We start from the raw sequence: 23,408 nt of genomic DNA on the forward strand, positions 1-23,408 counted from the left end.
AACTGTGTAGACAAACCTGACATAAAAAATAAAATTATGAAGCCGAAAATGAGTCTTTTAGTTTCTGTCCGGCAACTTTAACCTTTTTCAGCTGAAAAGCCAATACTATTCCCGCTATACCAACAAAAATAAAGGCCAATCCGGTCAATGTCACCAAAGAGAAGCCGGTCGCCACAGGGTTTGCCAGTAGAAGAAAAGAGAATAAAATTCCCAATACGCTTGTTAGGGCTAGACTGCCCCAATTGATATTCTCCATGGCTTTCATCTCAAATGAGAATCCCAGCAACTGAAAAGACCGGAATAACAAGGTAAATCCTACGTAAGATGGCAATACGGCCGCTGATACTTCCGGATACACCGCCAGGTAAATACCCAGCGACAGTGATAAGAGCCCTGAAACCAGAAACCACCCCCAGGCCGAAAACGATTTGCGGTTTTCCAACGCAAACCAACTATCAAAAATGCCGGAGATAATAAAGGAACAACTAAAAATAATACTCAGGGAAAGGTAGGTTGCCAGCGGCACGGTCAAGGTGTACGCGCCGAATGCAATAAAAATAAGACCGAGCAATAAGGGTACGTACCAGTTTTTGATGGCTTCTTTGAGGCTTTTGACTGATGAATTCATAATTTAAATTAAGTTTGAGTGGATGCCTACTTTGGATCAAGGTGTTCGGCTTTTCCTTGCAGCCAGTCACACCTTAGGTGGGTTAATGACAGGCTACAGATTACTAGACGGACAAGCGGCTTATTTGTCCCAATAAAAATTAAAATAAATATGGCCACTGGATTGTTGTTCCAGCGGCCAGAGAGAAGTTATGTATCCAATTTCCCCGAATGTCCTTTTCGGGTTTTAATGTCATCCTATAAGACGGACAAATCCAGCATTTGTCCCTAAAAAAATATTTTTTTTTACATGGATATCTACAAAACAGAAAGACCGCCGAAGCGGGGAGCTCCGGGCGGCCTTAAACTAACCAAATCTAATTATACCATAGGGAATTATTGCATATCTTACAAGACGATCGAAGGACCAATTTGTCCCGACTTTTTTTTATTTTACAAACTATAGTTTCTGCGGTCTCTGATGGGATCCAACAGTGGAATGCGAAACAGCTTGATCGTTCTGGGATCAATGCGCTGTGTCAGCTTCCTATCCACATAAAAAAACAGTATTACCGGCTGCCGCAGGGTCCTTTTCAGGCAAAATCGATGGTCTATCACCGGCACGCTATCCACATACTTCCTTTTCCCGGTATACATATCCGTAAAGTATAGAAAAGCCGCAACGGGATGTGCAATTTCACCCCGTAGATAAAATTGCTGCTGCGCTTTTACCTGCAGCAGCAAAATCAGGGTTAAGGCAGCTGTCACGATATGTTGCTTCATTGCGTTTGGTTCAACATGCTCTTCCATGTCCATCCAGCAGATTGCCCAGCAGTAGCTCCGCCTAATGGGTTACCTAAAATTATAATTTAAACCCACCTGGGTCGCCAAGACTCCCTCAAAATTACGGCCGCCTTTTTCACCGTCGAAGCCATCGCCGAGCAGATTCCCTCGCACATCCAAGGTGAAATCCAGGTTAGCCGAAAGCTTCCAGCTTTGCAGCACACCGATATTGGGGCTCAGGTTGTTGGCACTGGGCTTGTCCAGGCCCGTCGCCCAACCGATTCCTGCATAAGGAATAATATGGTATACCCGGTCAGCATCGTAGCCACCGTAGATATCATTTGTCCAGTTAAACAACAGGTCCGCATGGGCATACAGAAAATTAAAACTTTGCTTCTCGAGGCTACGGGATGCATCAAAAACTTCACCGGTAGAATGGCTACGGTTTTGGGTCAGTCCCTTCATCTTGAAACCACTGAGTCCGGCTCGGACCCCAAAACTGCTGTTCAGCCATTTTCCACCCGAAATATCAAAGCTCGGGGCCAGGCGTTTGCCCAGTGAAAGCTGCTTGTCGTGATCACCAAAGTAGACCTGGGCACCGATTCCGGCACCAGCAAACCAGTTCAGTCCTGATGCAGCACTGCGCCCCGCGGTGCCTGCCCCCCCATACTGACTGGATTTAACCTGGCCAAACACCGTACCTGTCCCTATCAAAAGGGGAATAAACACAAATAACAATTTCATAAATAACGAATATTGAGTAAATAAATAAAAAATATATTTTAACTGTTTTACGATTTTATCTTCCGCCACCAGCGTTTATACCAGACTTGCTGTTCCGTATTCCCATAGCCGTAACCATAACCGTAGCCATAGCCGTAACCATAACCCGGTCCATGCAATTTAATTCCATTCAAGGCCACGGCAAGGTTGCTCAGCTTACGATCGCGGTAAATTTTTTCAATCTCCGGAAGCTGCCTGCGGTCCATTTTTCCTGCCCGTATCATAAATAAGGTCAGATCCGATATGCGGTCCACAATACTGGCATCCGCTACAATGCCAAGTGGCACACCGTCCACAACGATATAATCGTATCGTTTCCGGAGTTCGGCAATCAGCTCATCCAGGCGCGCGCTCAACAGCAGTTCGACAGGATTGGGCGCAATTAAACCGATTGGCACGCAGTCTAAAAATTCCAGCCCCTTTACCGGATAGATTACTGTGTCCAGGGTAACGGTAGCATCGGCCAGAAAATGACTGCAGCCTATTTTATCCAGTAGCCCCAGACGTGAACTAAGCGTTCCTTTGCGCAAGTCCAGATCGACGACCACCGTCCGTTTTTCCATAAAAGAAAGAGTCGCGGACAGATTGATCGAGGAAAAGGTCTTCCCTACCTCCACACCAAAGGAGGTAAAGGTAATGACCTGCGGCGCCCGGCCCTCACGACTCATAAAGTTGATATTGGTCCGCAAGATCCGGAAAGCCTCCGTGAGCGGGTCACGGCCTGTTTTTTCAACGCGGAATACGGCATGCTGCTCAGATTTGCGCTTTGAGAGCGGTATCTCTCCCAGAAAAGGGACCGACAGCACCGTTTCCACATCCTGACGGCTGCGAACACCGGTATTAAAGACCAGTAGGAACAACAGAATTACTGTCGGCAGGATCAGACCGATTCCGATACCGGTAGCAACTTTTCTGAACTTGCTCGGAAATATGGGGCTGGTAGCCACCGAAGCCCGGTCTATAATCCGAATATTATCTTCGGTCATTGCCAGGTTCAGCGCATTTTCTTCACGCTTGTTCAATAAATAGAGGTACAGCTCCTCCTTGACCTTCTGTTGCCGTTCAACGGAAAGCATAATCCGCTGTTTCTTTGGCACCTGCAGCGCCTTACCTTTAGCCATGCTTTCCTCCTGCTGTGCGTTGCGAATCTTCAGATCCAATCCCGCCACCGCATTATCTACAGCGCTACTGATATTTTCGTGCATGGCCGCCAGCGCTTTGTCCAGATCCTGCACCACAGGGTTGGCGGTACTGCTTCCCTCGACCAGGCGATTTTTACGCAATAACGCACGGTTATATTCCGTGATCTGCGCTTCAACGCCCCCATCCACGAGCCCTGTATTATTGGGTATCAATTCATTCCGCTTATTGGCATCATGTAGTTGGCGTTGCATCAGCTGTGTCAGCTTGCGCTCAGTCTCGATCTTCGTCCGGGCCGATTGAAACTGCCGGCTGTCGTTCAGGTACATTTCGCCGGCAGTTTCGATATTGACGCCCTGATTAGACTGGCGCAGCTGTTCAATATTCGACTCCACTGAGCCCAGCTCCTGTTGGATGATTGCCAGTCGCTCTTTGATAAAGTTGGCCGTATTGACGCCGATCTGATTTTTATCCTTTAACGATATCTCATTGTAAACCGTAATCATTTCTGCAATCAGCGCTGCCGCACGCTGTGGATTTTGATCCTCAATGACAATCTGCAACAAGGAGGCATCTTCCTCCAACTGCGTAATTTTGAGATTTCCCAAAAAATAGCCTACTATGTCCTCGCGGTCATACTTGCGGACCTGTATTTCCTCACCAAATACCCCCGCCTTATAAAATTTGGTGGGCCTGACGGTCAACCGCCCTAGGGTCGTATTGACTGTTTTATTTAAAGGCACTCGAATTTCCTGCTGCTCCTTCCCCGCAATCCGGCCACTCAGCAGCACCGTTTGCGCGTCTAGGGGAATTATCAGCAAGTTATACTGGCTTGTAGGCCCCGCCCCAGCCAGGTCCACCTTCACAGGACTCGTTCGGTACAATTCGATGTCACGCAGCCCCTTGCGGATGGAATAACTAGTTTCGGCACCAATCCGGCCAATGGTTTCCCGCATCAGTTCCTTGGATTTTAACTGCAGAATCTCCGAAGTCACACTGACCGACCCCACCGCGTTATTCGTATTGGTAATACGTGCCGTAGCAGGCGTGTTCAATGGCGTCTTGATCATGACCATTTCCGTACTCCTGTAAATAAAGGGCGACTTACTATAGCCGTAATAAAAATATAGTCCAAAACACAAGACCGACAGCACAAACCATTTCCAATGAAACAGCAGGTATTTAAAGATGTCCAGGACATTCACACTATTATTTTTCCTTTCAGCCCCCGCGCCCGTTCTTTCTAATATATTATTCATGATCAAAGCACTATTTAACGAGACTGATAATCGAAATAATAAAGGTCAGGCTTCCCATGACTGTCCCCAGTATGCGCCAGCTTCTTTCCTCTTTGGGTGTATTGTCGGCCGCGCGCGGCTCCACATAGACAATGTCATTCTGCTGCAGGTAGTAGGCGGGGGAGTCAAAAATACGCTGCGACTGGATATCGTTGATCATGCGGATACGTTGTCCATTTTCTTCGCGGATCACGGTAATCCGGTCGGCGGCAGCATTGGGCGACAAGCCACCTGCTTTCGAGATGGCTTCCAGAATGGTCATCCGCCCATCGGGCACATTCATGACGATTTCACTGCGTACAGCCCCCATGACACTCACTTTTACATTTAAGATCTCGGCTTTTACAATGGGATCATTGACGATCTTCCTGCTGATCAATTGCTGCTGAATCAGGTCCCGCATTTCCTCCAGGCTGAGTCCCGCCACCTTCAGGTCGCCCAGAATCGGGAAGGTGATATTTCCCTGCTGATCGACCAGGTAAGTTGGTCCTGCTGCTGCATTCCCTGTCGCCGTCACTTCACCTTTCTCACCTACCGTATAAGCTCCTGTCCCATTGTTGAAGGGTATCACAAGCTCTGGATTCTTCGAACTCACGACAATGCTGATCCGGTCGTTGTGCTGCAGCCGCAGGGCGGGTATTTCCCGCATATGATGGGTTGAATCAGGAGCCATATCATGCACGTACAACACTTTTTTTGACACCATACAGGAGTTTAGCAACAATAAACTAAACAGATAGCAGATTATTATTCTATTCATATTTTATAATTATTACACACGAAATACGCACGCTCCACCAACCGGCCGGAACGGTTGGCAGCTCCTTTTAACGGAACTACCAGCTCCAAGATCCTTGCCCTTCCGGCCGGTTTACAAACAAATACGGTTGAACGGTCAAATTGTCCCAAGAAAAATGAAAAAAAAATAAAATTAACTGATTTGCAAATTTGTCCACCCAAAAAAAGGCCGCTGAAACGAACGTTCCTGCGGCCCCCATGCCTAAAAAATAACATACCCTAAAAGTCAATTTTGGGCATTATTTACCCGTCGCCCCCTTTGCATTTTTTTCTAATCCATTTCGAATTTTCAACAACATAAATTGCAAGTGCGCTTTGCTGGTTCCCTGAGCTTTCGGAATGGCCCGCTGGATATTTTTGGAGAGATCCTGTAGCTGGAGGTAAGCCAATGCCTGTGGATCTTCGGTCGGCGCATCTAGACCTTTCGCCATCTTCATCATAAACTCAAAAATATTATTTGATAGCGGAACAATCTTACCCTCAAACAAATTAATCATCTGGGTAACATACAGCTGTTGCAGCCTTCTTCGGGAGATATCAATAGCCTTCCCCGTTGACAATTCCCCCCATATCCCTGTTGTCAGGTCAGCAAAAAGGTCCTTACAGGTATACGTGTTTACCCCATATTTTGCTTCAGCCTCTATCAGTCTAGTGATTATTATCCAGTTGAGCAACCTCTTTACTGTTATTTCCTGGATTTGAGAGAGTGAGTTTTTCCCATCTAGTCCTGTATATGCGGTCAATTTATCATCAATAAGCCAATTCGGGGTAGTAAAAAGTTCTTTATTTAAAAAGCGAACTGCCTCTTGTTGAATCGCTTTTGGCACCATTTCATAGACAGGTCCTGATTCTTCCACCGCTTTGGGTGTGGTGTATGTACCCCCCACATTCTTGGTAACGTGCCCAATATAACGGTGATATTGCCCAACAAGAGCTTGATGCATCTCAGTCGCATGCTCATAACCTTCCGTGGGAACCCGTGTCCAATCCAGCAGATTGGGTAGAATCCGTTTGAGGTTTAATATGCCATAATGCGAGGCCAGCATCGCATTGTCGCCTAGGGCTTCACTCTGATTTCGAGGGTCAAAATCGTCCGATTCTGTTCCAAAAACCAAGTGCTTGTTTTGTTTGAGCCGCTGCATAATCAGCCGATTCGAATAGGCATCCTCCTCCGCAGTTGTCTTAAATTCAGGCCACCAGCGGTATCCCCATTCAATTGCCCATTTGTCGTATTCACCAATACGCGGATATATACCGGCCGGTCCAATATGATCTTCGGGTTGCGCCACATAATTAAAACGGGCATAGTCCATAATGGACGGGGTATGTCCATTGGCTTCCACCCATTGTTTATCGCGTAATTTTTCAACAGGGACGGTAGCGGAGGAGCCGAAATTATGACGCAAACCCAAGGTATGACCGACTTCATGGGACGAGACAAAACGGATCAGCTGCCCCATCAGTTCATCATCGTACTGCATGCGGCGTGCGCGGGGGTCAACAGCCCCGGCTTGGATAAAATACCATTGCTGTAGCAACTCCATTACATTATGGTACCAATTGATATGCGATTCCAGAATTTCACCCGTCCGCGGATCAGCTACATGAGGCCCGCTTGCATTGGCTACAGGTGAAGCCTTATAGACAATGGCGCTATTGCGGGCATCGTCCAGGCTCCAGGTCGAATCCGTCGGCGCCACTTTTCCCACAATGGCATTTTTAAAACCGGCCTGTTCAAAGGCCACCTGCCAATCGTTGATGCCCTGGATCAAATAAGGCACCCATTTTTTGGGGGTAGCCGGATCAATATAATATACTATCTGTTTTTGTGGTTCAACAAGTTCGCCCCGAAGATAGCGTTCTCTATCCTCTGGCTTAGGCTCGAGCCGCCAGCGTGTCACCAGTGCCTGACGTTTAACGCCCTGTGGATTGCCATCAAAATCGATATATCCCTCCGTAAAATAGCCCACCCGCGCATCAGACCGACGGGGCCGCATGGGCTGGCTTGGTAGCAATACCCAGGAACTATTAATCGCGAATGTCATTACTTCGTCGTCTTTACTATATGTTTTTATCGTCTGAAATTCTACGTTTTTTGGAAAAACCCTAATGGCACCTATATAGGACTGTCCAGCAAGGATACTAGATAGTTTAAAAGATTTTTTGGACGCTTTATCAAAACCGAAGATATTCTCATCCCCATTGAGATAATCGGTCACATCAATCACACTGCTCAGTATTTTTCCCTTTTGCTCCTTTTTGGTCGTATCGCTCTTTACCGTGTTATTTGAAATGGTATCCCGGGCATAGGTTTTAATATCAAATGCAGCGACCAAGGGCTGAATATCCGAATTTAAGACCGATTTTCGCATGCCGTTCTCCGTACTATCGCTAGAGCGAACTTTATAGGAAAGTTTTTTGATAAATAGTTTATGGTTCTTCCCACGTTCAATGGCTATTACCGCATTGTCAATCTCATCACCGCCATACATTCCACTAGCCGCCGGAGCTTTCTGAATGCGGTTCACCAGAAGAATTTCCCTCTGCAGTAACGAATCGGGAATTTCCAGAAAATAGCGGTTATCCAACTGATGCACTTTGAAAAACCCAACCTTGGTCTTAGCTTTTTCTGTAATAACCTCTTTATACGTTTTTAGCTCCTTATCAGCATCTTTCGCAGGTTTGACAGCTGCAGTGGCTGTGGATGCTATGGTCTTTTCTTTCGGGGACCTTTTTAACAAGTGGCAACTGCTGCATAGTACAATAAGCCCCATCAACATTAATTTTTTTGTTTGCATGTATATTTTTTTTATTTCGATTCAGTAGCGGGGTTTATCCAACCGCTCCAAAAACCTTTATTTGGTAATTAGGTTATACAATTGCTGATTTGGGGTGACAGTTTTGCGTTTTTTTTTATCAATTTTAACATTCGCTATAGGAAACAAAAAAACCGCATGAATAAATTTTCCATGCGGTAAACGATAAAACGAAAAGCTGGTTCGTATACAAGCCCTTGCTAAAGCCGATAACGTTCGCCGCCACCTTGATCGTGGATATTTTCCATTGGCAGGGAAAGCCGTGCTTTTTTCTGCTCCCGCTGATATTTGCGTAACCAGTCAATGACGGTGCGCCGGTCTTGAATATGGTATAAAAGCATGGCCTCCTCCAGCCACAATTCACCGCTGACAATCGCGAAGACCACTTTCTCCTTGATCTCTTTTGAATAACGTCTGATTAACTTCCTTTCCATTATTAGATTTCTATTTTGATTCGGTAAAAAATGGCTGCCCGGACCTCGCGTCTTTCGCAGCCATGTCCATTAATATATAAGATGAATAAAAATGTAACCATGCCCTGGGTTCTCATTTCACGACACAGTTGCCTATAAGACGGACGAACAACGCAATTGTCCCGAGAAAAAATATTTTTTTTACAGTTGCTAAAAATAGCCGGAGCCTATCAACATCCTCGATCTAGCCCAAACTGACACTGTTCGTTGCAAGTGCACAAAAAACAAAAATAGTTCGGGACAATATGTTGCATTGCCCGTCTATCCCTGAGGTGGATAGCAAAAAACAGCATAATACTAGACCGGCTTAGTAATAATCAAAAAATAAAAAGAATTATGCCTTATCCGCCCGACCAGTTAAATCAAATACAGGATAATTTAATAGAAGACTTATGATCAGTGTAATCCAACGAATCAAACAATTCAACGCCCGATTGCTCCCCGATATGTTGCAGTTAAAATATCAGGCAATGGCGCAGGATCCCTTTGCCTTTTTTCGGGGCACCTGTCATCTTTTTTATGCGGATCTGGCCGCAGCGGCAGATCTCCCCCCATCGCCATTAGCCTGGATCTGCGGTGATCTTCACCTGGAGAATTTTGGCAGCTATAAAGGTGATGACCGTGAGGTCTATTTTGACCTCAATGATTTTGATGAAGGTATGCTCGCGCCCCTACACTGGGAATTGACGCGGATGCTCACAAGCCTTTATGTTGCACTGAATCTACTGGGCTTCAAAACAAAAGAAATCGATCAGCTGGCATTCTTCTACGTAGAAAACTATGCCGACAACTTAAAGACTGGAAAAGCACATTATATTGACCCCCGCACGGCACAGGGGGTCACCCACATCTTCCTCAATAAAGCAAAAGATAAAACCGAGGCCGACCTGATCCGGAAAAAGGCGACTACCGAAAAAACAGGTGCAGCATTAAAAATTGACAACAGGTCCCATTTCAAGTTGGAAGGGCAGCTCCGCAAAGAACTAAAAAAGCATGTCAATCAACAATTAAGGGCCACAGGTTCCTGGATCAGCAACTACCGCGTCCAGGATGTGGTTTTTCGGGTAGCCGGCATAGGCAGTATGGGTTTAAAACGTTATGTTTTCCTGCTACGCCATCGGGTCAAAGCGAATACCTTCTTATTGACCGAACTAAAACAGACCCGCCCCTCATCACTTGTCCCTTACAATAAAACAAAACAACCAGCCTGGACCTCCGAAGCCCAGCGGGTCAATAGCATCCGCTACCGCATGCAGCAGGTCTCGCCGGTCATTATTGGCGAAACGCTGTTTAAAAACAATAATTTTATTTTTCAGGAACTTCAGCCGTATGCAAACAAAATTAAATATGGATTGCTGACAAACGGCATGACGGACCTAAAGCAGGTACTGCGCGATATGGCACTGCTGACGGCTTCAGCACAATTAAGGAGCAGTGGTATACAGGGTTCAGCAATTAATGATCAACTGACAGCTTTTGCCAGTGACCGGAATTGGCAAAAACCGTTAATCACCTATGCAAAACAGTATGCCAAACGTGTTCAATCCGATTATTACACTTATATCAGCGCCTATAAGAAAACAGCCGTAGCTGCCAAACACCCCTCCAATAGCAATGATAAAGCAAAATAAGGTCAACGTAGCGGTACAGCATGATTATTGCACCGCTACCCCTAGACGATATTTTTCAATCAGATTCACTAGTCACCTGCCCAAAACTATTAAAGATAGGTCCACCACTGGAGCCTCTGGCGTAATCGGCCGTTATTTCCATCCGTCGGGATTGATCGCTACCTTCGCTGACATTACGGGCAACAACACCTTCACTGTAATAATAACAGAACATATTCGGGTGGGTGATCGCACAGACTCTTGCGCCCACCTGTGCAGCATCCCCTAAAGACAGGTGGGCCAATTTTTCACCGCGATTATCGACCCTAAAAATGGCAAGATCACTCTCTTTGGAGTAAGCGAGGATTTCCTTTAGACTATACACTTTTCCCAATGCTGTAGCTACATAGCACATTGTTTTTAATGATTTGCGCTTGTTTCATCAAGCTGCCAACTGAAATATGCTCTTTGGCTGCAACAAGTGCCGCCGCTGCACTGTCGACCCGGGCCGTAAATGCTTTTTCGTTGGTATAATTAATTTCCCCCTGCTTCTGAGCAGAAACGTTGTGACTGGTAAATAGCAGTAACAAGATGATGATGGACAGCAAAAGACTGCGACAATCTGTTTTTTTCATAATTTTGATTTGTTTGGTAAATTCCATGGCATCTGACATGGACCGTTTATTGTATTTATGACGGTAGACGGGTCCAATTTGTCCCGAGAAAAATAAAAAAAACCGCTAGGGATAGGATCCCTAACAGTTTCATATATTGAACAAGTTAACAAAAGCCTATTTAACCAGCGGTCCGCCAGAACGAAAACAGCCCTGTCTTAGGATTTTCCTTCAAACACCGTCAATCCCGTCAGCATCAGTTCCGGCTGCTGAAAGATAATACGTACCACACCTGTTTTGAGGTCAAAATTTCGGATGGTTCCGCCCAGATCGCTCGTAAAAACCGACTGACCATCAGGCGCTATCGCCAAACCGATCGTCTCCTGATGTCCTTTGCCGACAATTTCGGGCGCATCCTGTCCAATTGTTGCTAGCGGAGCCCGATTCAAGGAGTTGCCCCGGGAGCCGTCGCCACGATCCGTCCAATAAAGATAATTCTGCTGTGGATCAATCTCCATATCGAGCGGTTCGGGAAGATGCTCGTAAAGCAATTCGATGTCGGACCTGTTTTCGGCGGTTTCACCTGTGGGGATTTGCAGTCCGGCCCGAAAGATCCGGCCTAAGCCTCCATTTGCAGGCCCTTTCTGGCTCCAATAGATATGACCCCGCGCCGCATCGACTGCCACACCGACACAATGCCGGGTAGCATCCTGACGGTCCTGATCTCCCTGCCCGGTTTGCACCAGCACGGTAACTGCACTGCCATCCAAATTACAGCACATCACGCGCATCCCCTCCCGGTCGCCCCAGTACAAGGCCTTAGTTGCCAGATTGACCGTACATTGCTTGGGGGTGTGCGTGGCACCCACAGGCACCACCAGCTGCTGATCACTGCCATCCAGCTTAACCGCCAGCAGGGAGCCGTCATTGCCTAAAGAGCTTTCACCGCCCGTGAGCTGGCCCATATTGGTCCAGTAAATCTGTCCGTGCACATTGTCCACGCTGATGCCGTCAGGAGCCTGTCCATCGAGATCAAGAAATACGCCTACAAGACCCGAATTTGGGTTGACCTGTAGGATCCGTGCCTTGCTTGCAATGGGCTGCTTATTAGCCGCCAGCACAAGGATTGAATAATTGAATTTGTTGTTTCCAGCTGTTTCCATATTGAAAAAATTTAATACTGATCAAATATGCTATTGTGGGGGCATGCCTCTCCATCCGTCTTGTTCTTTCAGCTGCATCCACTTGGCAATCTCATCCTCCATTTCCAGCCAGTCCACTTCAACCCACGGTGCTATATAAAAATTCTTCTGCTTTTCAGTCATCTGTTTTTTTGTTAAACCTTTATTGTCTATAGTTCCTTTACAATATAGTTCCTATGCGCTTTTGGATCTTAAGACGGTCGAAAACACAAATTGTCCCGAGAAATCTGAATACATTTCCCGGGACAATTTTAATGGCCCTATCCGCCTGACCTGTTAGTTTTCTGACCCATCTGACCAGCTACTTTTCCTGCGCGGAAAGGCGGCCCACAAAGCCACAGGCAGATCCTCTGAAAGGACTCTTTTTCTCTCCTTCACTTACAGGGCGCGCACACAACGCACTGTATAGTTTGTATTCGGATCACCGGAATCAGGACGGGTATTCACCGTCCAGGCTCCTATGGCCCTATTGACATAACTGGTCTTGATATGGAACTGCCCGGTACTGCCATCCGGATTTCTGAACCAGTAATAACCCGAGATATCCGTAACATTGTTTGAAGTAACAGAAACATGGCATCCACCGTTTACTATTCTCTTTTGAGTTCCCCCCGGTCTGGTCCATTTTCCCCATAGTGGAAAGAACAGCTGCTGGGAGCGCTGTGGATAATAGCTCAGCGCAGTCTCACCCGCATCCAGTGCATATTCGATACCGAATATACCCGTCTCGTTTGTTGCCGTCATGAACTCAGTCGTCTTTGTGGAGCTCAAGGGTAGCAAGGCTTCAAACTCGGCCTGGGTAGGCAGCCGCCAGATGCCCTGTGGGTAAACCAGTGCACAGGGATCTTCCCCCGCAGCTGGATTATGCAAAGGGGCACCAAGATTAAGAGGTCCCAAATGATAAACTGGGGTATAATATCCTCTTCCGTTTATAAAAGGGCCTTTATCCACCAGTGGGGCAAAGCCCATTAGGGAGTCTTTCAAGGTTGGATCATTTAAATACACCGCATTTGTCCGGGCCCATATTTTGCCGTTTACCTTCACACCGCTCTCAGCCAGTTCATAGCTAATCTTGTAAACCCCACCGCGCTGCGGCGTAAAGGCGACATTATTGAATACCAGGTCTTTTGCCGGAAAGGTAACCGTTGCATCATAGGGGCGATAAAAATAATCGAGCTTTTTGATCTGCAGGCCAGCGGTCTTCAGCCGCAGCCCCCCGGCCGGAACGACCGTACTCGTGTCTGCCGTATACAGCGTATAATTCAGCATCAGCCTTCCTTTAGTCGGAGCAGGGACATCCGCCAGGCTGTAACTGTTCACATTGGAATAGCTCGAGGTGAAAATATCAAAGTCACCATATTTCAGCACTGGAGCATCGCCAGCAGATAGCAGGGAAACAATCGCTGCAGGATTCTGGATTTCTCCCGACATCCCCCTGTTGTCTACCGTCAGCTGGAACTGCGCCGTCATCCGGTCAAAGTTGATCCCCAGGCTGTTTTCTCCTACCACGGTGGTCACCGTACCCTGTGCCAACATCAGGTCTTTTCCTTTGCTGTCTGCCCCGGATACCACTCCCGAAGTAATAGTCGGAACCTCGGTCGTGCTATTGACCGTGACCGCATACCACTGGTAGGTCTTGCCCGCATCCAGCATCAGCCCCAGGTTGGTCCCCGAAGAAGCCACCTGATTGACCACCGGAGCCGTATGGTTGACATCGCTCGCGTTGTAGATCAGCAGACGGTACTGCACACCACTGGCCATTGGCTGGCTCTGCAGCACTTCAGGGGGAACAGCAGCTTTCGTGCCTCCTTTGGCAACTGCCGCCACGCTATCCCCTCTCCTATGCACCGGAACCGCTGCCTCGATGCTCGCAACAACATCAAAACCTTCGCCCTCATAGATCTTGCGCTCAGCAAGGACATGAGTTCCACTGCCCGAACTGCCTCTTTTTAGCGAAGCCCGGACGCCCTTAACCCCGGCTGTATGGTCATTGACCCCATTGACCCGCACAACAAGGGTTGTGCCGCCGGCTATACCCTGCACATCATCCTTCGAACGGCAGCCCTGCAGGCTTACCGTAAACAATCCAATGGCCATCGCCAGCAGCAGCGATGGTCTACTATTAAAAATCATACGTTTCTTCATTTCTTTTTTCGCTTAAAAATCCACCACTGTACTGCCACCCACATCCTTGATTGACCAATCCGTCATCGTCGGCGTACTTGCCTGTGGTTCGCTGCCTGCATTAACATTAATTGTTGCCGAAGCCACCGCAATTCCCTCTTCCATTTCCAGCCAGTCTACTTCAAGCAACGGCGCTACATAAAATTTCTTTTGTTTTTCAATCATCTGTATTTTTTTTGTTAAACCTTTATCGCGTACAGTCCCTATACGCTTTTGCAACTTAAGACGGTCGAAAACCTAAATTGTCCCGATAAATCTGAACATTTTTTCCAGGCTCAGGCTGGCGCGGCTCCATAGTTCATTGATCATCCAGCTGACTGAATGACGACAATCATAAAACTGTATTTTTTAAGGGACAATTTTGCGCCTCAGCCGTCTATACAGATAAACACGCAGCCAAGCGGCTTAAACAGCCGAAAATGGCAACGTGGGGCAGTACCTTGTTAACCTAAAATCCACCAGACAATAGATGTGGGAAATCTAAAAACGAATTAAAACCTAAAAAATGGAAAAGACATCAAAAAGAAAATTCTGCAATCTTCTAGGCTTCCTTGCCCTGGGCTTGATCATCTCAGTCACAAGCTGTAAAAAAAATGAATTGGGAACAGACGCAAGCGAACAGAAATCAGAAAAAACAGCTGAACAAGCCTTTCTAAGCGACATGCTCAAAATTATTAAATTGGGTTTTGATCCCATCGGCGTAAAAGTTGTCCCTGGCGGTTATCTCGTCGAAGGGGATATTCTACTGACCCGACATCATCTCGATGGGGGAATTGCCTCGCTTTCAAACAAACGAGGCCAATATTTCGAGAATACGATCAAATTGGACTCAGCCACCCAGGCCCGAACAATTAAAGTGGCCCTCGTGTCGACAGAAACGATATTTAAACAAGCTTTCGCGGCAAGTTTAATACAGATGAATGACCTAAAAATTGCCCTAAATTTTGTTGCTGAACCGGATTCTTCGCGAGCAGATGTGGTGATTAAAGTAGAGAATACCAACGATACGGATCTCGGTAGCTCAACATTTGTAAGCACCGAAGGTAATCCCGGTAGAAATATTAAAATATCTTCGAGCTTAGCAAGCGATCCACAAGCCGAAATAACGGGGGTCATACTGCATGAATTGGGCCACGCAATCGGGTTAAGACATACGGATTACAAGAATCGAGTTTACAGCTTTCTTCTAAACCAAAATAAAGCGCTTACAAAAGAAAATTATGAATACAGCAGCTATGATATAGCCTATCAGTTCATAAATTCATTGAACGGTCCTGGATATTTTGAGTCACTATCTCAAGAAAACCAGGTAAAGGCCCTGGAGTTCTTTAGCAGTCAATTGAATGACGAAGATTTATTAGATCCAGATCGTAGTGCATATCATGCCTATGGCACTCCCGGGATCGCCGAATTTGGTACCGCCCAACATGCTGATCCAAATTCACTTATGTTAACTTATGCATCCTCAACACGGACAAAATTCAGCCTTTATGACCATATTGCCTTTTTTGACCTCTATGGAAATAGAGAGCAAAAAGAATTGATCAAAACCTCGTTGGGTGAATATGGCAATATAAAGGCCGCTGGAAAAACATTGGAGCAGATTGTCAATCAAACCAAAGCATTAAAAAATAACAGTATTTCGCTTCCCACATCAGGTTTGGTGGTTATTTCTTTGGGGTTCCGGTCTAGCGCCGGGACCCCAAAGATTAAATAGATAAAAAATGAAGAACAACAGTTGGACCATCACCGCGGCTTTCATTCGCATCCTCACTGGATATGCCATTGTCCTCGGCTTTCCACAATCTACAATTGCTCAGCTTCAGGTAGGATTACAGGTAGGCATTGATCAAAATTATCTTGCTTTAAAAAACAAAACAGTCCGTGATTTCACCTATTATGAGGAAAAAAATGGCTATATGGCAGGGTTAATGCTCCGTTATTCCCTAAATCGCTATCTTTCGCTAGGTGTTGAACCCGCCTGGATCACAAAAAATTATCAACTGAAACGTCGGGGCTATTACAGTGGTGTATTTCAGGCAACAGAAAATACTTATCTGCAGCTGCCCCTGGTCTTCAATACTTCAGTTTCTTACCGAAGGTTTGTGCTGGGCCTGACGGCCGGTGGTTACACAGCTTTCTGGCTCCGGAGCAAAAATAAAGGGAAAATCCCCAATATTTCCGATCTCAGCGCGCAGCCTGATGGCTTCGAACAGGTATTCGAGGACATGCAAGCCTTTCGTTACGAAGAAAATTATCAACTGTCCAGCAAACGTGATCGACGCCACGAATGGGGACTTCTCCTCGGACTGGACCTGCATTACCAATTTGCGCCATCGCTGGCGGTCTTTGTTGCTCCACGCTACTATTACGCCCTTACAGGACAAGTGCGCCACTATGCTGCTGGCCTTGAACAGCGATTTAACGAAACATCGGCAATCTCGGCCGGACTCGTATTAAACATCCACCCTACAAGAAAATAAAATGATCGTAACTACACCATTCCGCAGCCGCCCAGAGATCCTGTGCATCTCGCTGCTTTTTGTCCTCAGCCTGCTGTCTTCTTGCCATAAAGAAACGACCTTGACCGATAACAACAGCATGGAAAAAGATCTTGATTTTGGGCTTATTTTTGAAAAATTCTGGGATGGCATGAACCGCAACTATGTCATGTGGGACATCGATAGCACCGATTGGAGTAAATTGCGACAAAGTTACGGTCCGGCATTTTCCAGACTGGATATCAAAGATCCCAAAGACCGTTTAATGGCAGTAGGTTACCTGCAACAAATGACCGCAGGACTGAAAGATGCGCATTTTATGCTGGAATTTGACGATCCACAACTATGGCCAAGGCAGCAATCTCCAGCCGACGAACGGCTCAAACTCCGAACAGATTACCATAGGCCCTTTGCAGCAGATTATTTTGACCGCATCGCCCGAAAGTACCTGGACCAACCTTTTTATGATGCTTATTACCATACCGACCTGACCCATCAGCTAGCCTACAAAGCGGGTACCATCAAACAACAAATTCTCTATTTCCGGATGAATGCTTTCGCTATACAGCGGGCTTATCAACATGATCAGGGGCGCATGAAAACACTGCTCGACTATGTCTTTACCTCGCTAGCGGACCCGCATTTAAAAGGTCTGATCCTGGACCTCAGGGACAATACAGGGGGTGACCTGCGTGATCTCAATTTTTTAATCGGACGCCTGATAGACAAACCCTTAACCTATGGATATTCCCGGTATAAGCTAGGTAACAATCCATTGGATTATAGCCCTTGGATGCCGGCCATTATCAGGCCCATACCCAATAGTCGGGCTTATGCTAAAAAGATTGTGGTGCTCCTCAATATGTATTCGATCAGTATGGCCGAATTGACGGCTATGGCCCTTAATCGTTTGCCCAATACAACCCTCGTCGGTGAACGTACCTATGGTGCGAATGGCATGTTAGCAGAGGCCGTGGAACTCAATGGCGGCTCGTTTGCTGTTCCTGATTTTGTCCGGGTCAATATGGCATCTGCCCTTTTTAAATACGCGGATCAGCAGATTTATGAAAGCATCGGCTTTCCTCCTACGGTTGTTGTTCCTCACAAGCAGACCGCGACAGATACAGATGGACAGCTTGAAGCCGCCATTCAGCTTATCACACCTTGAGGTAGGACCATTGACTTTTGGCATCAGATGTCTGATACGTAAAGTCAATAAGCTGCGTTTTACAGCTTATTCAATAGCTGTATAAAAATTGGATAAGTCCATGAAAACAGGGACCGGCCGTTCTGGGAACATTGCCCCAGGGTCGTCCGGTCCCTTGTCTTTTACGTTGCATAGCTTTGCGGACTATACCACGATCACTAAGTTTATTTTCGCTAGAGCCTATCCAACCATACACGCCCAGTAATATCATTCACCGTTCCAAAGCCGGCAATTTTTTCCATGTCCGCAATGGCGGCATTGATATTTTTGGCATTGAGGTCGGTCACCAGGGGCAGTTTAATGGGAAAACGGCGCGGCATGGCCATTTCACTTCCGCCATTCATAAATCTTTCGGTCTTTAGGATCTTTCCATCAACAGCGGGATACCCCGTCCGCTTGATCAGTGCCCAGGCTTCATTGTTGTTTTTGAAATAATTGATGTACTGCTGCACACAAATTTGCTCCAAAGCGTTTTCCTCACGATAACGAATGCCCGATTTGGCTTTGTAAGCAATGACCTCCTCCGCAGTTAAAGGTTGATAATCATTAATTTTCGCCCGTCCAGCGGCACGGTCAGTTTCTGCCAATGCAGAATCTATTCCGCGGTAGTAAAGCTCTTCGGCCGCTGCGGAATTGCCATAGATATTGCGCTGGGCCAGCTCAGCCCGCATAAACAGCATATCTGAACAACTGATCACCGGAAAGGTCATTAATCCCTGGTTGGGCGCACAGTTGAAAAAACTTCCCCGAATGGATGAAGGAAGGTTACCGGTCACTTCCACATCTCCATCTTTATATTTGATGGCCGTAAAATAAGCTGCTTTTTTTTCATCCTCCGCTGTATTCAATGCTTCATCGGGACTAATGTACTGTCCCCGGTACAGCTGACCGTCCCAGACAAAGCTTTTCGGAATTTTCCCTTGCACCTGTGCCTGTTCAAAGCGTTCTTTTGTAAAATGTGAGGGTTCAAAATATATCCTCAGCCGTGGATCGCCCGTATTCCACATAAAATCCACCAAATTTTTTGCGCCAGAAACCGGACGGCGCCCTGCAGGGTTGTCTTCAGCATTGGTAAAGCCCAGGCGGCCTATAAATTTCCATGACTCCCGATCATTTTCAATCACACCGACCTCATCGCCCAGCACCTCCGTCGCCACGGCCCGCAATTTTTCGGGATTGCGCTTCATCAGGCGCATCGCCATCTTCAACCGTAGGCTGTTGGCCGCCTTGATCCAGCGCTGTGCGTCTCCATCGTAATAAATATCAAAACCTTCAAGGTTGACTTGCTTGACCGATGGTGGGGTCTTCAGCGTGTTGACCGCTGTTTTAAGCTGCTGATCAAGCAGTTCATAGAGTGCCTCCTGTGTTTCATACCGTGGAGTCAAGGCCGGTGGAAAGGTATAACGCGCCCGGAAGGCTTCGGTATAAGCAATGCTGCCATACACATCGGCGGTGTACCAGGCAAAATAGGCCAGCGGAATATCAATTAGGGCATTCAGCTGCACATAGGCAGCCTGCTTGTCTTCCGGCAGCTTTTTGATCAATTCTTTCACGTCCACCAATCTATTGCCTACCCCATCGTAAAACATATTCCAGCGCTCCCCAATGCCACTCGTAGCCTGATATGACTCGGCGGTGTTGCCCGACCCCAGCGAAAATGTCTGTGACCAGTAATAGATCCCCAGGTAGAGGTCATTCGAGCGCTCACTGCGCCGATTGTGAATAGCAAGCAGGCCGCTTGCCAGTTCATGCTCCGGCAATGGATTTAAGATGGCCTCAGGATCGGTATTTAATTCCTTAAATTTATCTTTGCTGCAGGACGCTGTTATGGCCAGCAGCAAAATTGAACCGTATATCGTTATTTTATTTTTCATTTTTTACGCTATTTATTTACTGGTATCCGATCTAAAAACTCGCATTGATGCTGAAACCAAAGCGGCGCACATAAGGCATTGCCGCCCCCGTATTAACTGCTCCCGAACCGCTATCGCTCATTCCATAGGGATTGAAGTGATCGGGCGCATTATTGTACAAAAACAGCAGGTCATTGCCATAGACTGCGATACGCAATCCGTTCATCTTGATTTTATTGGCGATTGCCTGGGGCAGATCATAACTCAGGCTAACCTGCTGCAGGGCGATCCACGAGGATTCATACATCGAGCGCTCCCGTATACCGTAGGCAGGTGAGTACGCATTGCCATAATAGGACGAAGTCGTTACGGGCAGGATATATCCTGCATCCACCACTTGCTGGTGGGTCATTCCCGACAGATCCTGCCCGCCAGCAGATACAGTGCCCTGCTTGTACACACCGTCGAAAATAACACCGTCATTGCGTTTGGTACCGTTGCGTGTGGTAAAGGCTACGCCACCATATTCGGCCGTACGACCATGCAATGTACTTTTTAAGAGCCCCATCCACGAACCATAATCCTTGGTCGCTGAATAGACCATGCCGCCAAACTTCGCATCGAGGCCGATGATCAGCTGTAAAGATTTGTAGTTAAAGGTATTGCGCCAGTTGCCCAGAAACTTGGGTAGAATGGATCCCACCACCGGAGCTTTATCCAGTCCTTCTTTGTAATTGACTGCACGTTCATAAATGGTCGTTGTGCCATCGGGAGCTGCGAGCAGGATCTTGCCATTCAATTCACTTGTCGTAGGTTGCCCATTTGCATCGACAGCCTGATACCGGGCATGCCCGTAAGGTGCGATAATCGTCCCATAGTCCCCCCCTAGTTTAGCCACGGCCTGATAACCGTCACCACTACCGACGGCTACATATTCCAGCCCAAAAGGAAGCGATAAGATGGTATTCCGGTTGCGCGTGTAGTTGAACCGCGTGTCCCAGGAGAAGGTACCGTTTTTGAACGGTACGCCATAGACAACCAATTCAATGCCGCGGTTGCGAACTGCCCCGCCATTTAAAAGCGCCGCCGATACACCGGAGGTGTTAGGCGTCCCAAATTCGATGATCTGGTCTTTGGAATCTTGGGAATAGATCGAGACATCTGCCCCCAGCCTGTTTTTAAATAGACGAAACTCCAGGCCTGTTTCGATCTTTGTGGTCTGCTCGGGTTTCAGTCCCTGATTGGGCAGCGTATTGCTCTGATAACTGTAATTGAGCACCGGACGCCCGAGATAATCATCATAGATTTCATTAGAGGCATAAGCACCTGTATTGGCGGTGTAGGCTCCGGTACCATTACCTGTTTTCACATACGAAAGCCGCAAAGCGCCATAATCAACCAACCCCGACAGTTTATCCTTAAAGGTCTGGTCAATATGCCAGATCGCATCTACCCCCGGATAAAAATAAGAGTTGCTGCCATGTCCATCATTATACACCAGCGAGGAATTCCAGTCATTGCGCCCATAAATATTCAGGGTAAGCGCATTCCGGTAATCGATCGAGCCCTCTGATAGAAAAGAGAACCGAGATCCCTGGCATAGGGCTTATCCTCCCAAGCAACAACTTTATCGCGAGAATTGCTCAGGCGATAAATCTCAGGGTAGATGCTACCGTCTGTCCGTGCACCGTTCCCGCGGGCGCTAAAGCGGAAATATTCACCCCCACCTGTCAGCATCAGGTTAAAATCATGGAAACTTTCGCTGTAATACAATGCTCCACGGTATAGCGTAGTAAAACGGCTACCGATCGTCGTGAGGTACTCCGGATTATTGAAGCCTTTATCACGCCCCCGGGTGCGGTCCTCATAGCTACTGCCCAGGTAGTTCATATTGGCAAAGCCCTGAAACTTAAACACTTTAGTGACAGGAACTTGCACATCGATAGACCCCCGAAAATTATCATCATCTGCAGTCCGGTTATTCTCATACAGGTTGTATAGCGTATTGGTGAAATTGTTTTTGTCTTCCCTATTCCAGCCACCCTCCGGTGAGATGTAATTTTTCATCCAGTATTTGGTATCGTACGAACGCGGGATACCAGCGGCAAAATTGACCAAAATCCCAGCTCCATCGCCCCTATTCTGGAGATTTGTATTTTCATTACCGACATAAGCGGCATTTCGGCTCAGACTTTTGGTATAGCTCACATTTGCGTCAACGATAATCTTTCCCAACAGCCGCTGCGTCCCGCGCAGGTTGAAACTGTTGCCTTTAAAGTCGTTGTTTGGCGTAATTCCCTGCGAACTATTCCGGGCATAGCTCAACCGAAAGGTTCCCTGAGCACTGCCGCCCGAGATGATCAGCGCGGTGTTGCTGCTGACCGCCGTGCGATAGGCATCCAGCACATTGTGCGGGATGGCAGCATACAACACATCACGGCCGGAATTATCCTTGATCGGCTGTCCATTGAATTTGGGACCAAAATTATAGGGAGTTGCCGCCATCTGCAAGCTGCCGTCCACGGTCTTGATAAAATCGCGTTCAGAACTCGTGGTGCCGGGGCCAAACTCATTCTGGAAGTCCAGGGTTTTATACGCCTGGTCCCATTGCGTATTCTGCGTGATGGAAACACCTAATCCGCGCTGCCCGAAACCACTTTTTGTTGTAATTAGGATGACCCCATTCTGGGCGCGACTGCCGTAGAGCGCCGTTACCGCCCCACCCCGCAGGACTGAAATGTTCTCGATATCATCGGGATTGAGGTTTTGAGCAGATTTCCAAAATCCTGACTATCACCACGGTTGGGCAATATCATATCCGAGTCCATAATGATATTGTCGATCACGACAAGAGGCTGATTTTTGTAGGGATCTAATGAGGCGCTCCCCGGATCCTAAAGATCGGTGTGGACTGAGGCCCACCAGTGCCGGGTTGTACCTGTAGTCCGGGAACCAGGCCCTGCAATGCGGCAATGGGATTCACAGCCCCGGTCCGGCGTATATCCTCACCGGAAATTACGGTAACAGCCGAGCCGATCTGACTGCGTTTGCGGGCCGCAAAACCAGTCACCACGACTTCCTCCAATGAACCGTCCTCGGGTTTGATTACGACATTGACGGGCTGCCCATTCTGGAGCAGCACCTCCTGTGAACGGTAACCTACGATTGAAAACCGCAAAGTCTCGCCCCGCTGCGCCGCGATCGAATAATTTCCATCGCGGTCGGTCTGGGTTACTCGGGTACTGCCCTTGACAGTGACAGTGACACCACTGATGCTTCCTGTTGCATTGGTCACTCTCCCAGTGACTGTCTGCTGTGCATATAAGCGTGATACCGACAAAAGCGATACAGCGGCTACGATGCTACAGGCTGAATAAAAATGCTTCATCTGAAAAATAGGTAAATATTAAGGTTAATAAATCATCGGCTCTTTGCCAAGTTGTCTATTCTAAGACGGCTGAAGACCAAAATTGTCCCGAGAAATCCTAAACTATTTTTCCCAAAACCGGGAGACATTAATTTTCAGCTGAATGATTAAAT

21 protein-coding genes and 1 pseudogene are annotated in these 23,408 nt (G+C 47.3%); 4 read left to right on the top strand and 18 right to left on the bottom strand.

Features of this window, described 5'->3' with window-relative positions; translation table 11 throughout:
* Positions 1-34 precede the first annotated feature (34 nt).
* The 7 genes from BWD42_RS07420 to BWD42_RS07450 all read right to left on the bottom strand — a co-directional run bounded on the left by BWD42_RS07420 (position 35) and on the right by BWD42_RS07450 (position 8,658).
* A complete protein-coding gene (locus BWD42_RS07420) occupies positions 35-628 on the bottom strand; it encodes an HdeD family acid-resistance protein (RefSeq protein WP_077434602.1) in 594 nt (197 codons plus the stop codon).
* A 431-nt stretch (positions 629-1,059) separates the two neighbouring features.
* A complete protein-coding gene (locus tag BWD42_RS07425) occupies positions 1,060-1,389 on the bottom strand; it encodes a hypothetical protein (RefSeq protein WP_139351047.1) in 330 nt (109 codons plus the stop codon).
* A gap of 69 nt (positions 1,390-1,458) precedes the next feature.
* A complete protein-coding gene (locus BWD42_RS07430) occupies positions 1,459-2,133 on the bottom strand; it encodes a hypothetical protein (RefSeq protein WP_077434606.1) in 675 nt (224 codons plus the stop codon).
* A 47-nt stretch (positions 2,134-2,180) separates the two neighbouring features.
* Positions 2,181-4,571 (bottom strand): GumC family protein, encoded by a 2,391-nt coding sequence (locus BWD42_RS07435; protein WP_077434608.1) that lies wholly within the window; start codon positions 4,569-4,571, stop codon positions 2,181-2,183.
* Positions 4,572-4,581: 10 nt separating this feature from the next.
* Positions 4,582-5,370 (bottom strand): polysaccharide biosynthesis/export family protein, encoded by a 789-nt coding sequence (locus BWD42_RS07440; protein WP_217700026.1) that lies wholly within the window; start codon positions 5,368-5,370, stop codon positions 4,582-4,584.
* A 277-nt stretch (positions 5,371-5,647) separates the two neighbouring features.
* Complete coding sequence (locus BWD42_RS07445; protein WP_077434610.1) at positions 5,648-8,206, bottom strand: zinc-dependent metalloprotease; 2,559 nt, start codon at positions 8,204-8,206, stop codon at positions 5,648-5,650.
* Positions 8,207-8,424: 218 nt separating this feature from the next.
* A complete protein-coding gene (locus BWD42_RS07450) occupies positions 8,425-8,658 on the bottom strand; it encodes a hypothetical protein (protein WP_077434612.1) in 234 nt (77 codons plus the stop codon).
* 431 nt (positions 8,659-9,089) lie between these two features.
* On the opposite strand from BWD42_RS07450, the gene BWD42_RS07455 reads away from it, so the two are divergent.
* On the top strand, positions 9,090-10,328 hold the full coding sequence (locus BWD42_RS07455) for a DUF2252 domain-containing protein (protein ID WP_077434614.1): 1,239 nt from the start codon (positions 9,090-9,092) through the stop codon (positions 10,326-10,328).
* Between the two features lie 55 nt (positions 10,329-10,383).
* Here the strand turns inward: BWD42_RS07455 and BWD42_RS07460 are convergent, their stop codons facing one another.
* From BWD42_RS07460 to BWD42_RS07480, 6 genes are all read right to left on the bottom strand, one after another.
* Positions 10,384-10,722: a serine protease gene (locus BWD42_RS07460; RefSeq protein WP_077434616.1), complete on the bottom strand. Its 339-nt coding sequence runs from the start codon at positions 10,720-10,722 to the stop codon at positions 10,384-10,386.
* A complete protein-coding gene (locus tag BWD42_RS07465) occupies positions 10,685-10,942 on the bottom strand; it encodes a hypothetical protein (RefSeq protein ID WP_139351048.1) in 258 nt (85 codons plus the stop codon). The genes BWD42_RS07460 and BWD42_RS07465 overlap by 38 nt, the downstream gene beginning before the upstream one ends.
* 197 nt (positions 10,943-11,139) lie before the next feature.
* Positions 11,140-11,790, bottom strand: coding sequence for a YncE family protein (locus BWD42_RS07470; RefSeq protein WP_139351049.1), 651 nt, complete (start codon positions 11,788-11,790; stop codon positions 11,140-11,142).
* Between the two features lie 324 nt (positions 11,791-12,114).
* Positions 12,115-12,246 carry a hypothetical protein gene (locus BWD42_RS25065; protein WP_262507811.1) on the bottom strand — a complete coding sequence of 44 codons (132 nt, stop codon included), beginning with the start codon at positions 12,244-12,246 and terminating at the stop codon, positions 12,115-12,117.
* A 255-nt stretch (positions 12,247-12,501) separates the two neighbouring features.
* Positions 12,502-14,268, bottom strand: a complete 1,767-nt coding sequence (locus BWD42_RS07475) for a hypothetical protein (protein WP_077434620.1) — start codon at positions 14,266-14,268, stop codon at positions 12,502-12,504.
* Positions 14,269-14,280: 12 nt separating this feature from the next.
* Positions 14,281-14,526, bottom strand: a complete 246-nt coding sequence (locus BWD42_RS07480; RefSeq protein WP_077434622.1) for a hypothetical protein — start codon at positions 14,524-14,526, stop codon at positions 14,281-14,283.
* 286 nt (positions 14,527-14,812) lie between these two features.
* On the opposite strand from BWD42_RS07480, the gene BWD42_RS07485 reads away from it, so the two are divergent.
* Genes BWD42_RS07485 through BWD42_RS07495 form a run of 3 tightly spaced genes read left to right on the top strand, consistent with a single transcriptional unit; the run spans position 14,813 to position 17,976 of the window.
* A complete protein-coding gene (locus BWD42_RS07485; protein WP_077434624.1) occupies positions 14,813-16,024 on the top strand; it encodes a M57 family metalloprotease in 1,212 nt (403 codons plus the stop codon).
* Between the two features lie 7 nt (positions 16,025-16,031).
* The gene (locus tag BWD42_RS07490; protein ID WP_077434626.1) at positions 16,032-16,790 is read left to right on the top strand and encodes a porin family protein; all 759 of its coding nucleotides are present in this window, start codon (positions 16,032-16,034) and stop codon (positions 16,788-16,790) included.
* A gap of 1 nt (position 16,791) precedes the next feature.
* The gene (locus BWD42_RS07495; RefSeq protein ID WP_077434628.1) at positions 16,792-17,976 is read left to right on the top strand and encodes a S41 family peptidase; all 1,185 of its coding nucleotides are present in this window, start codon (positions 16,792-16,794) and stop codon (positions 17,974-17,976) included.
* A 212-nt stretch (positions 17,977-18,188) separates the two neighbouring features.
* Here BWD42_RS07495 and BWD42_RS07500 read toward each other — a convergent pair whose 3' ends face one another.
* The 5 genes and pseudogenes from BWD42_RS07500 to BWD42_RS24950 all read right to left on the bottom strand — a co-directional run bounded on the left by BWD42_RS07500 (position 18,189) and on the right by BWD42_RS24950 (position 23,256).
* The gene (locus BWD42_RS07500; protein ID WP_077434630.1) at positions 18,189-19,889 is read right to left on the bottom strand and encodes a SusD/RagB family nutrient-binding outer membrane lipoprotein; all 1,701 of its coding nucleotides are present in this window, start codon (positions 19,887-19,889) and stop codon (positions 18,189-18,191) included.
* A 31-nt stretch (positions 19,890-19,920) separates the two neighbouring features.
* A complete protein-coding gene (locus tag BWD42_RS24940) occupies positions 19,921-21,366 on the bottom strand; it encodes a hypothetical protein (protein WP_410528279.1) in 1,446 nt (481 codons plus the stop codon).
* Positions 21,367-21,401: 35 nt separating this feature from the next.
* Positions 21,402-22,391 (bottom strand): hypothetical protein, encoded by a 990-nt coding sequence (locus BWD42_RS24945; RefSeq protein WP_254846192.1) that lies wholly within the window; start codon positions 22,389-22,391, stop codon positions 21,402-21,404.
* 177 nt (positions 22,392-22,568) lie between these two features.
* A pseudogene (locus tag BWD42_RS25190) lies at positions 22,569-22,616 on the bottom strand (hypothetical protein); the annotation flags it as partial.
* Positions 22,617-22,740: 124 nt separating this feature from the next.
* On the bottom strand, positions 22,741-23,256 hold the full coding sequence (locus BWD42_RS24950) for a carboxypeptidase-like regulatory domain-containing protein (protein WP_254846193.1): 516 nt from the start codon (positions 23,254-23,256) through the stop codon (positions 22,741-22,743).
* Positions 23,257-23,408 lie beyond the last annotated feature (152 nt).

This window comes from Sphingobacterium sp. CZ-UAM (genome assembly GCF_002000245.1).
Lineage (GTDB): Bacteria > Bacteroidota > Bacteroidia > Sphingobacteriales > Sphingobacteriaceae > Sphingobacterium.

Excerpts from the sequence above, each read along its gene's own strand:
- BWD42_RS07440 (WP_217700026.1), bottom strand. The coding sequence starts at position 5,370 with ATGAATAGAATAATAATCTGCTATCTGTTTAGTTTATTGTTGCTAAAC.
- BWD42_RS24950 (WP_254846193.1), bottom strand. The coding sequence starts at position 23,256 with ATGAAGCATTTTTATTCAGCCTGTAGCATCGTAGCCGCTGTATCGCTT.
- BWD42_RS07465 (WP_139351048.1), bottom strand. The coding sequence starts at position 10,942 with ATGAAAAAAACAGATTGTCGCAGTCTTTTGCTGTCCATCATCATCTTG.
- BWD42_RS07445 (WP_077434610.1), bottom strand. The coding sequence starts at position 8,206 with ATGCAAACAAAAAAATTAATGTTGATGGGGCTTATTGTACTATGCAGC.
- BWD42_RS25065 (WP_262507811.1), bottom strand. The coding sequence starts at position 12,246 with ATGACTGAAAAGCAGAAGAATTTTTATATAGCACCGTGGGTTGAAGTG.
- BWD42_RS07450 (WP_077434612.1), bottom strand. The coding sequence starts at position 8,658 with ATGGAAAGGAAGTTAATCAGACGTTATTCAAAAGAGATCAAGGAGAAA.
- BWD42_RS07495 (WP_077434628.1), top strand. The coding sequence starts at position 16,792 with ATGATCGTAACTACACCATTCCGCAGCCGCCCAGAGATCCTGTGCATC.
- BWD42_RS07430 (WP_077434606.1), bottom strand. The coding sequence starts at position 2,133 with ATGAAATTGTTATTTGTGTTTATTCCCCTTTTGATAGGGACAGGTACG.
- BWD42_RS07475 (WP_077434620.1), bottom strand. The coding sequence starts at position 14,268 with ATGAAGAAACGTATGATTTTTAATAGTAGACCATCGCTGCTGCTGGCG.
- BWD42_RS07425 (WP_139351047.1), bottom strand. The coding sequence starts at position 1,389 with ATGAAGCAACATATCGTGACAGCTGCCTTAACCCTGATTTTGCTGCTG.
- BWD42_RS07455 (WP_077434614.1), top strand. The coding sequence starts at position 9,090 with ATGATCAGTGTAATCCAACGAATCAAACAATTCAACGCCCGATTGCTC.
- BWD42_RS07490 (WP_077434626.1), top strand. The coding sequence starts at position 16,032 with ATGAAGAACAACAGTTGGACCATCACCGCGGCTTTCATTCGCATCCTC.
- BWD42_RS07485 (WP_077434624.1), top strand. The coding sequence starts at position 14,813 with ATGGAAAAGACATCAAAAAGAAAATTCTGCAATCTTCTAGGCTTCCTT.
- BWD42_RS07435 (WP_077434608.1), bottom strand. The coding sequence starts at position 4,571 with ATGAATAATATATTAGAAAGAACGGGCGCGGGGGCTGAAAGGAAAAAT.
- BWD42_RS07460 (WP_077434616.1), bottom strand. The coding sequence starts at position 10,722 with ATGTGCTATGTAGCTACAGCATTGGGAAAAGTGTATAGTCTAAAGGAA.
- BWD42_RS07420 (WP_077434602.1), bottom strand. The coding sequence starts at position 628 with ATGAATTCATCAGTCAAAAGCCTCAAAGAAGCCATCAAAAACTGGTAC.
- BWD42_RS07500 (WP_077434630.1), bottom strand. The coding sequence starts at position 19,889 with ATGAAAAATAAAATAACGATATACGGTTCAATTTTGCTGCTGGCCATA.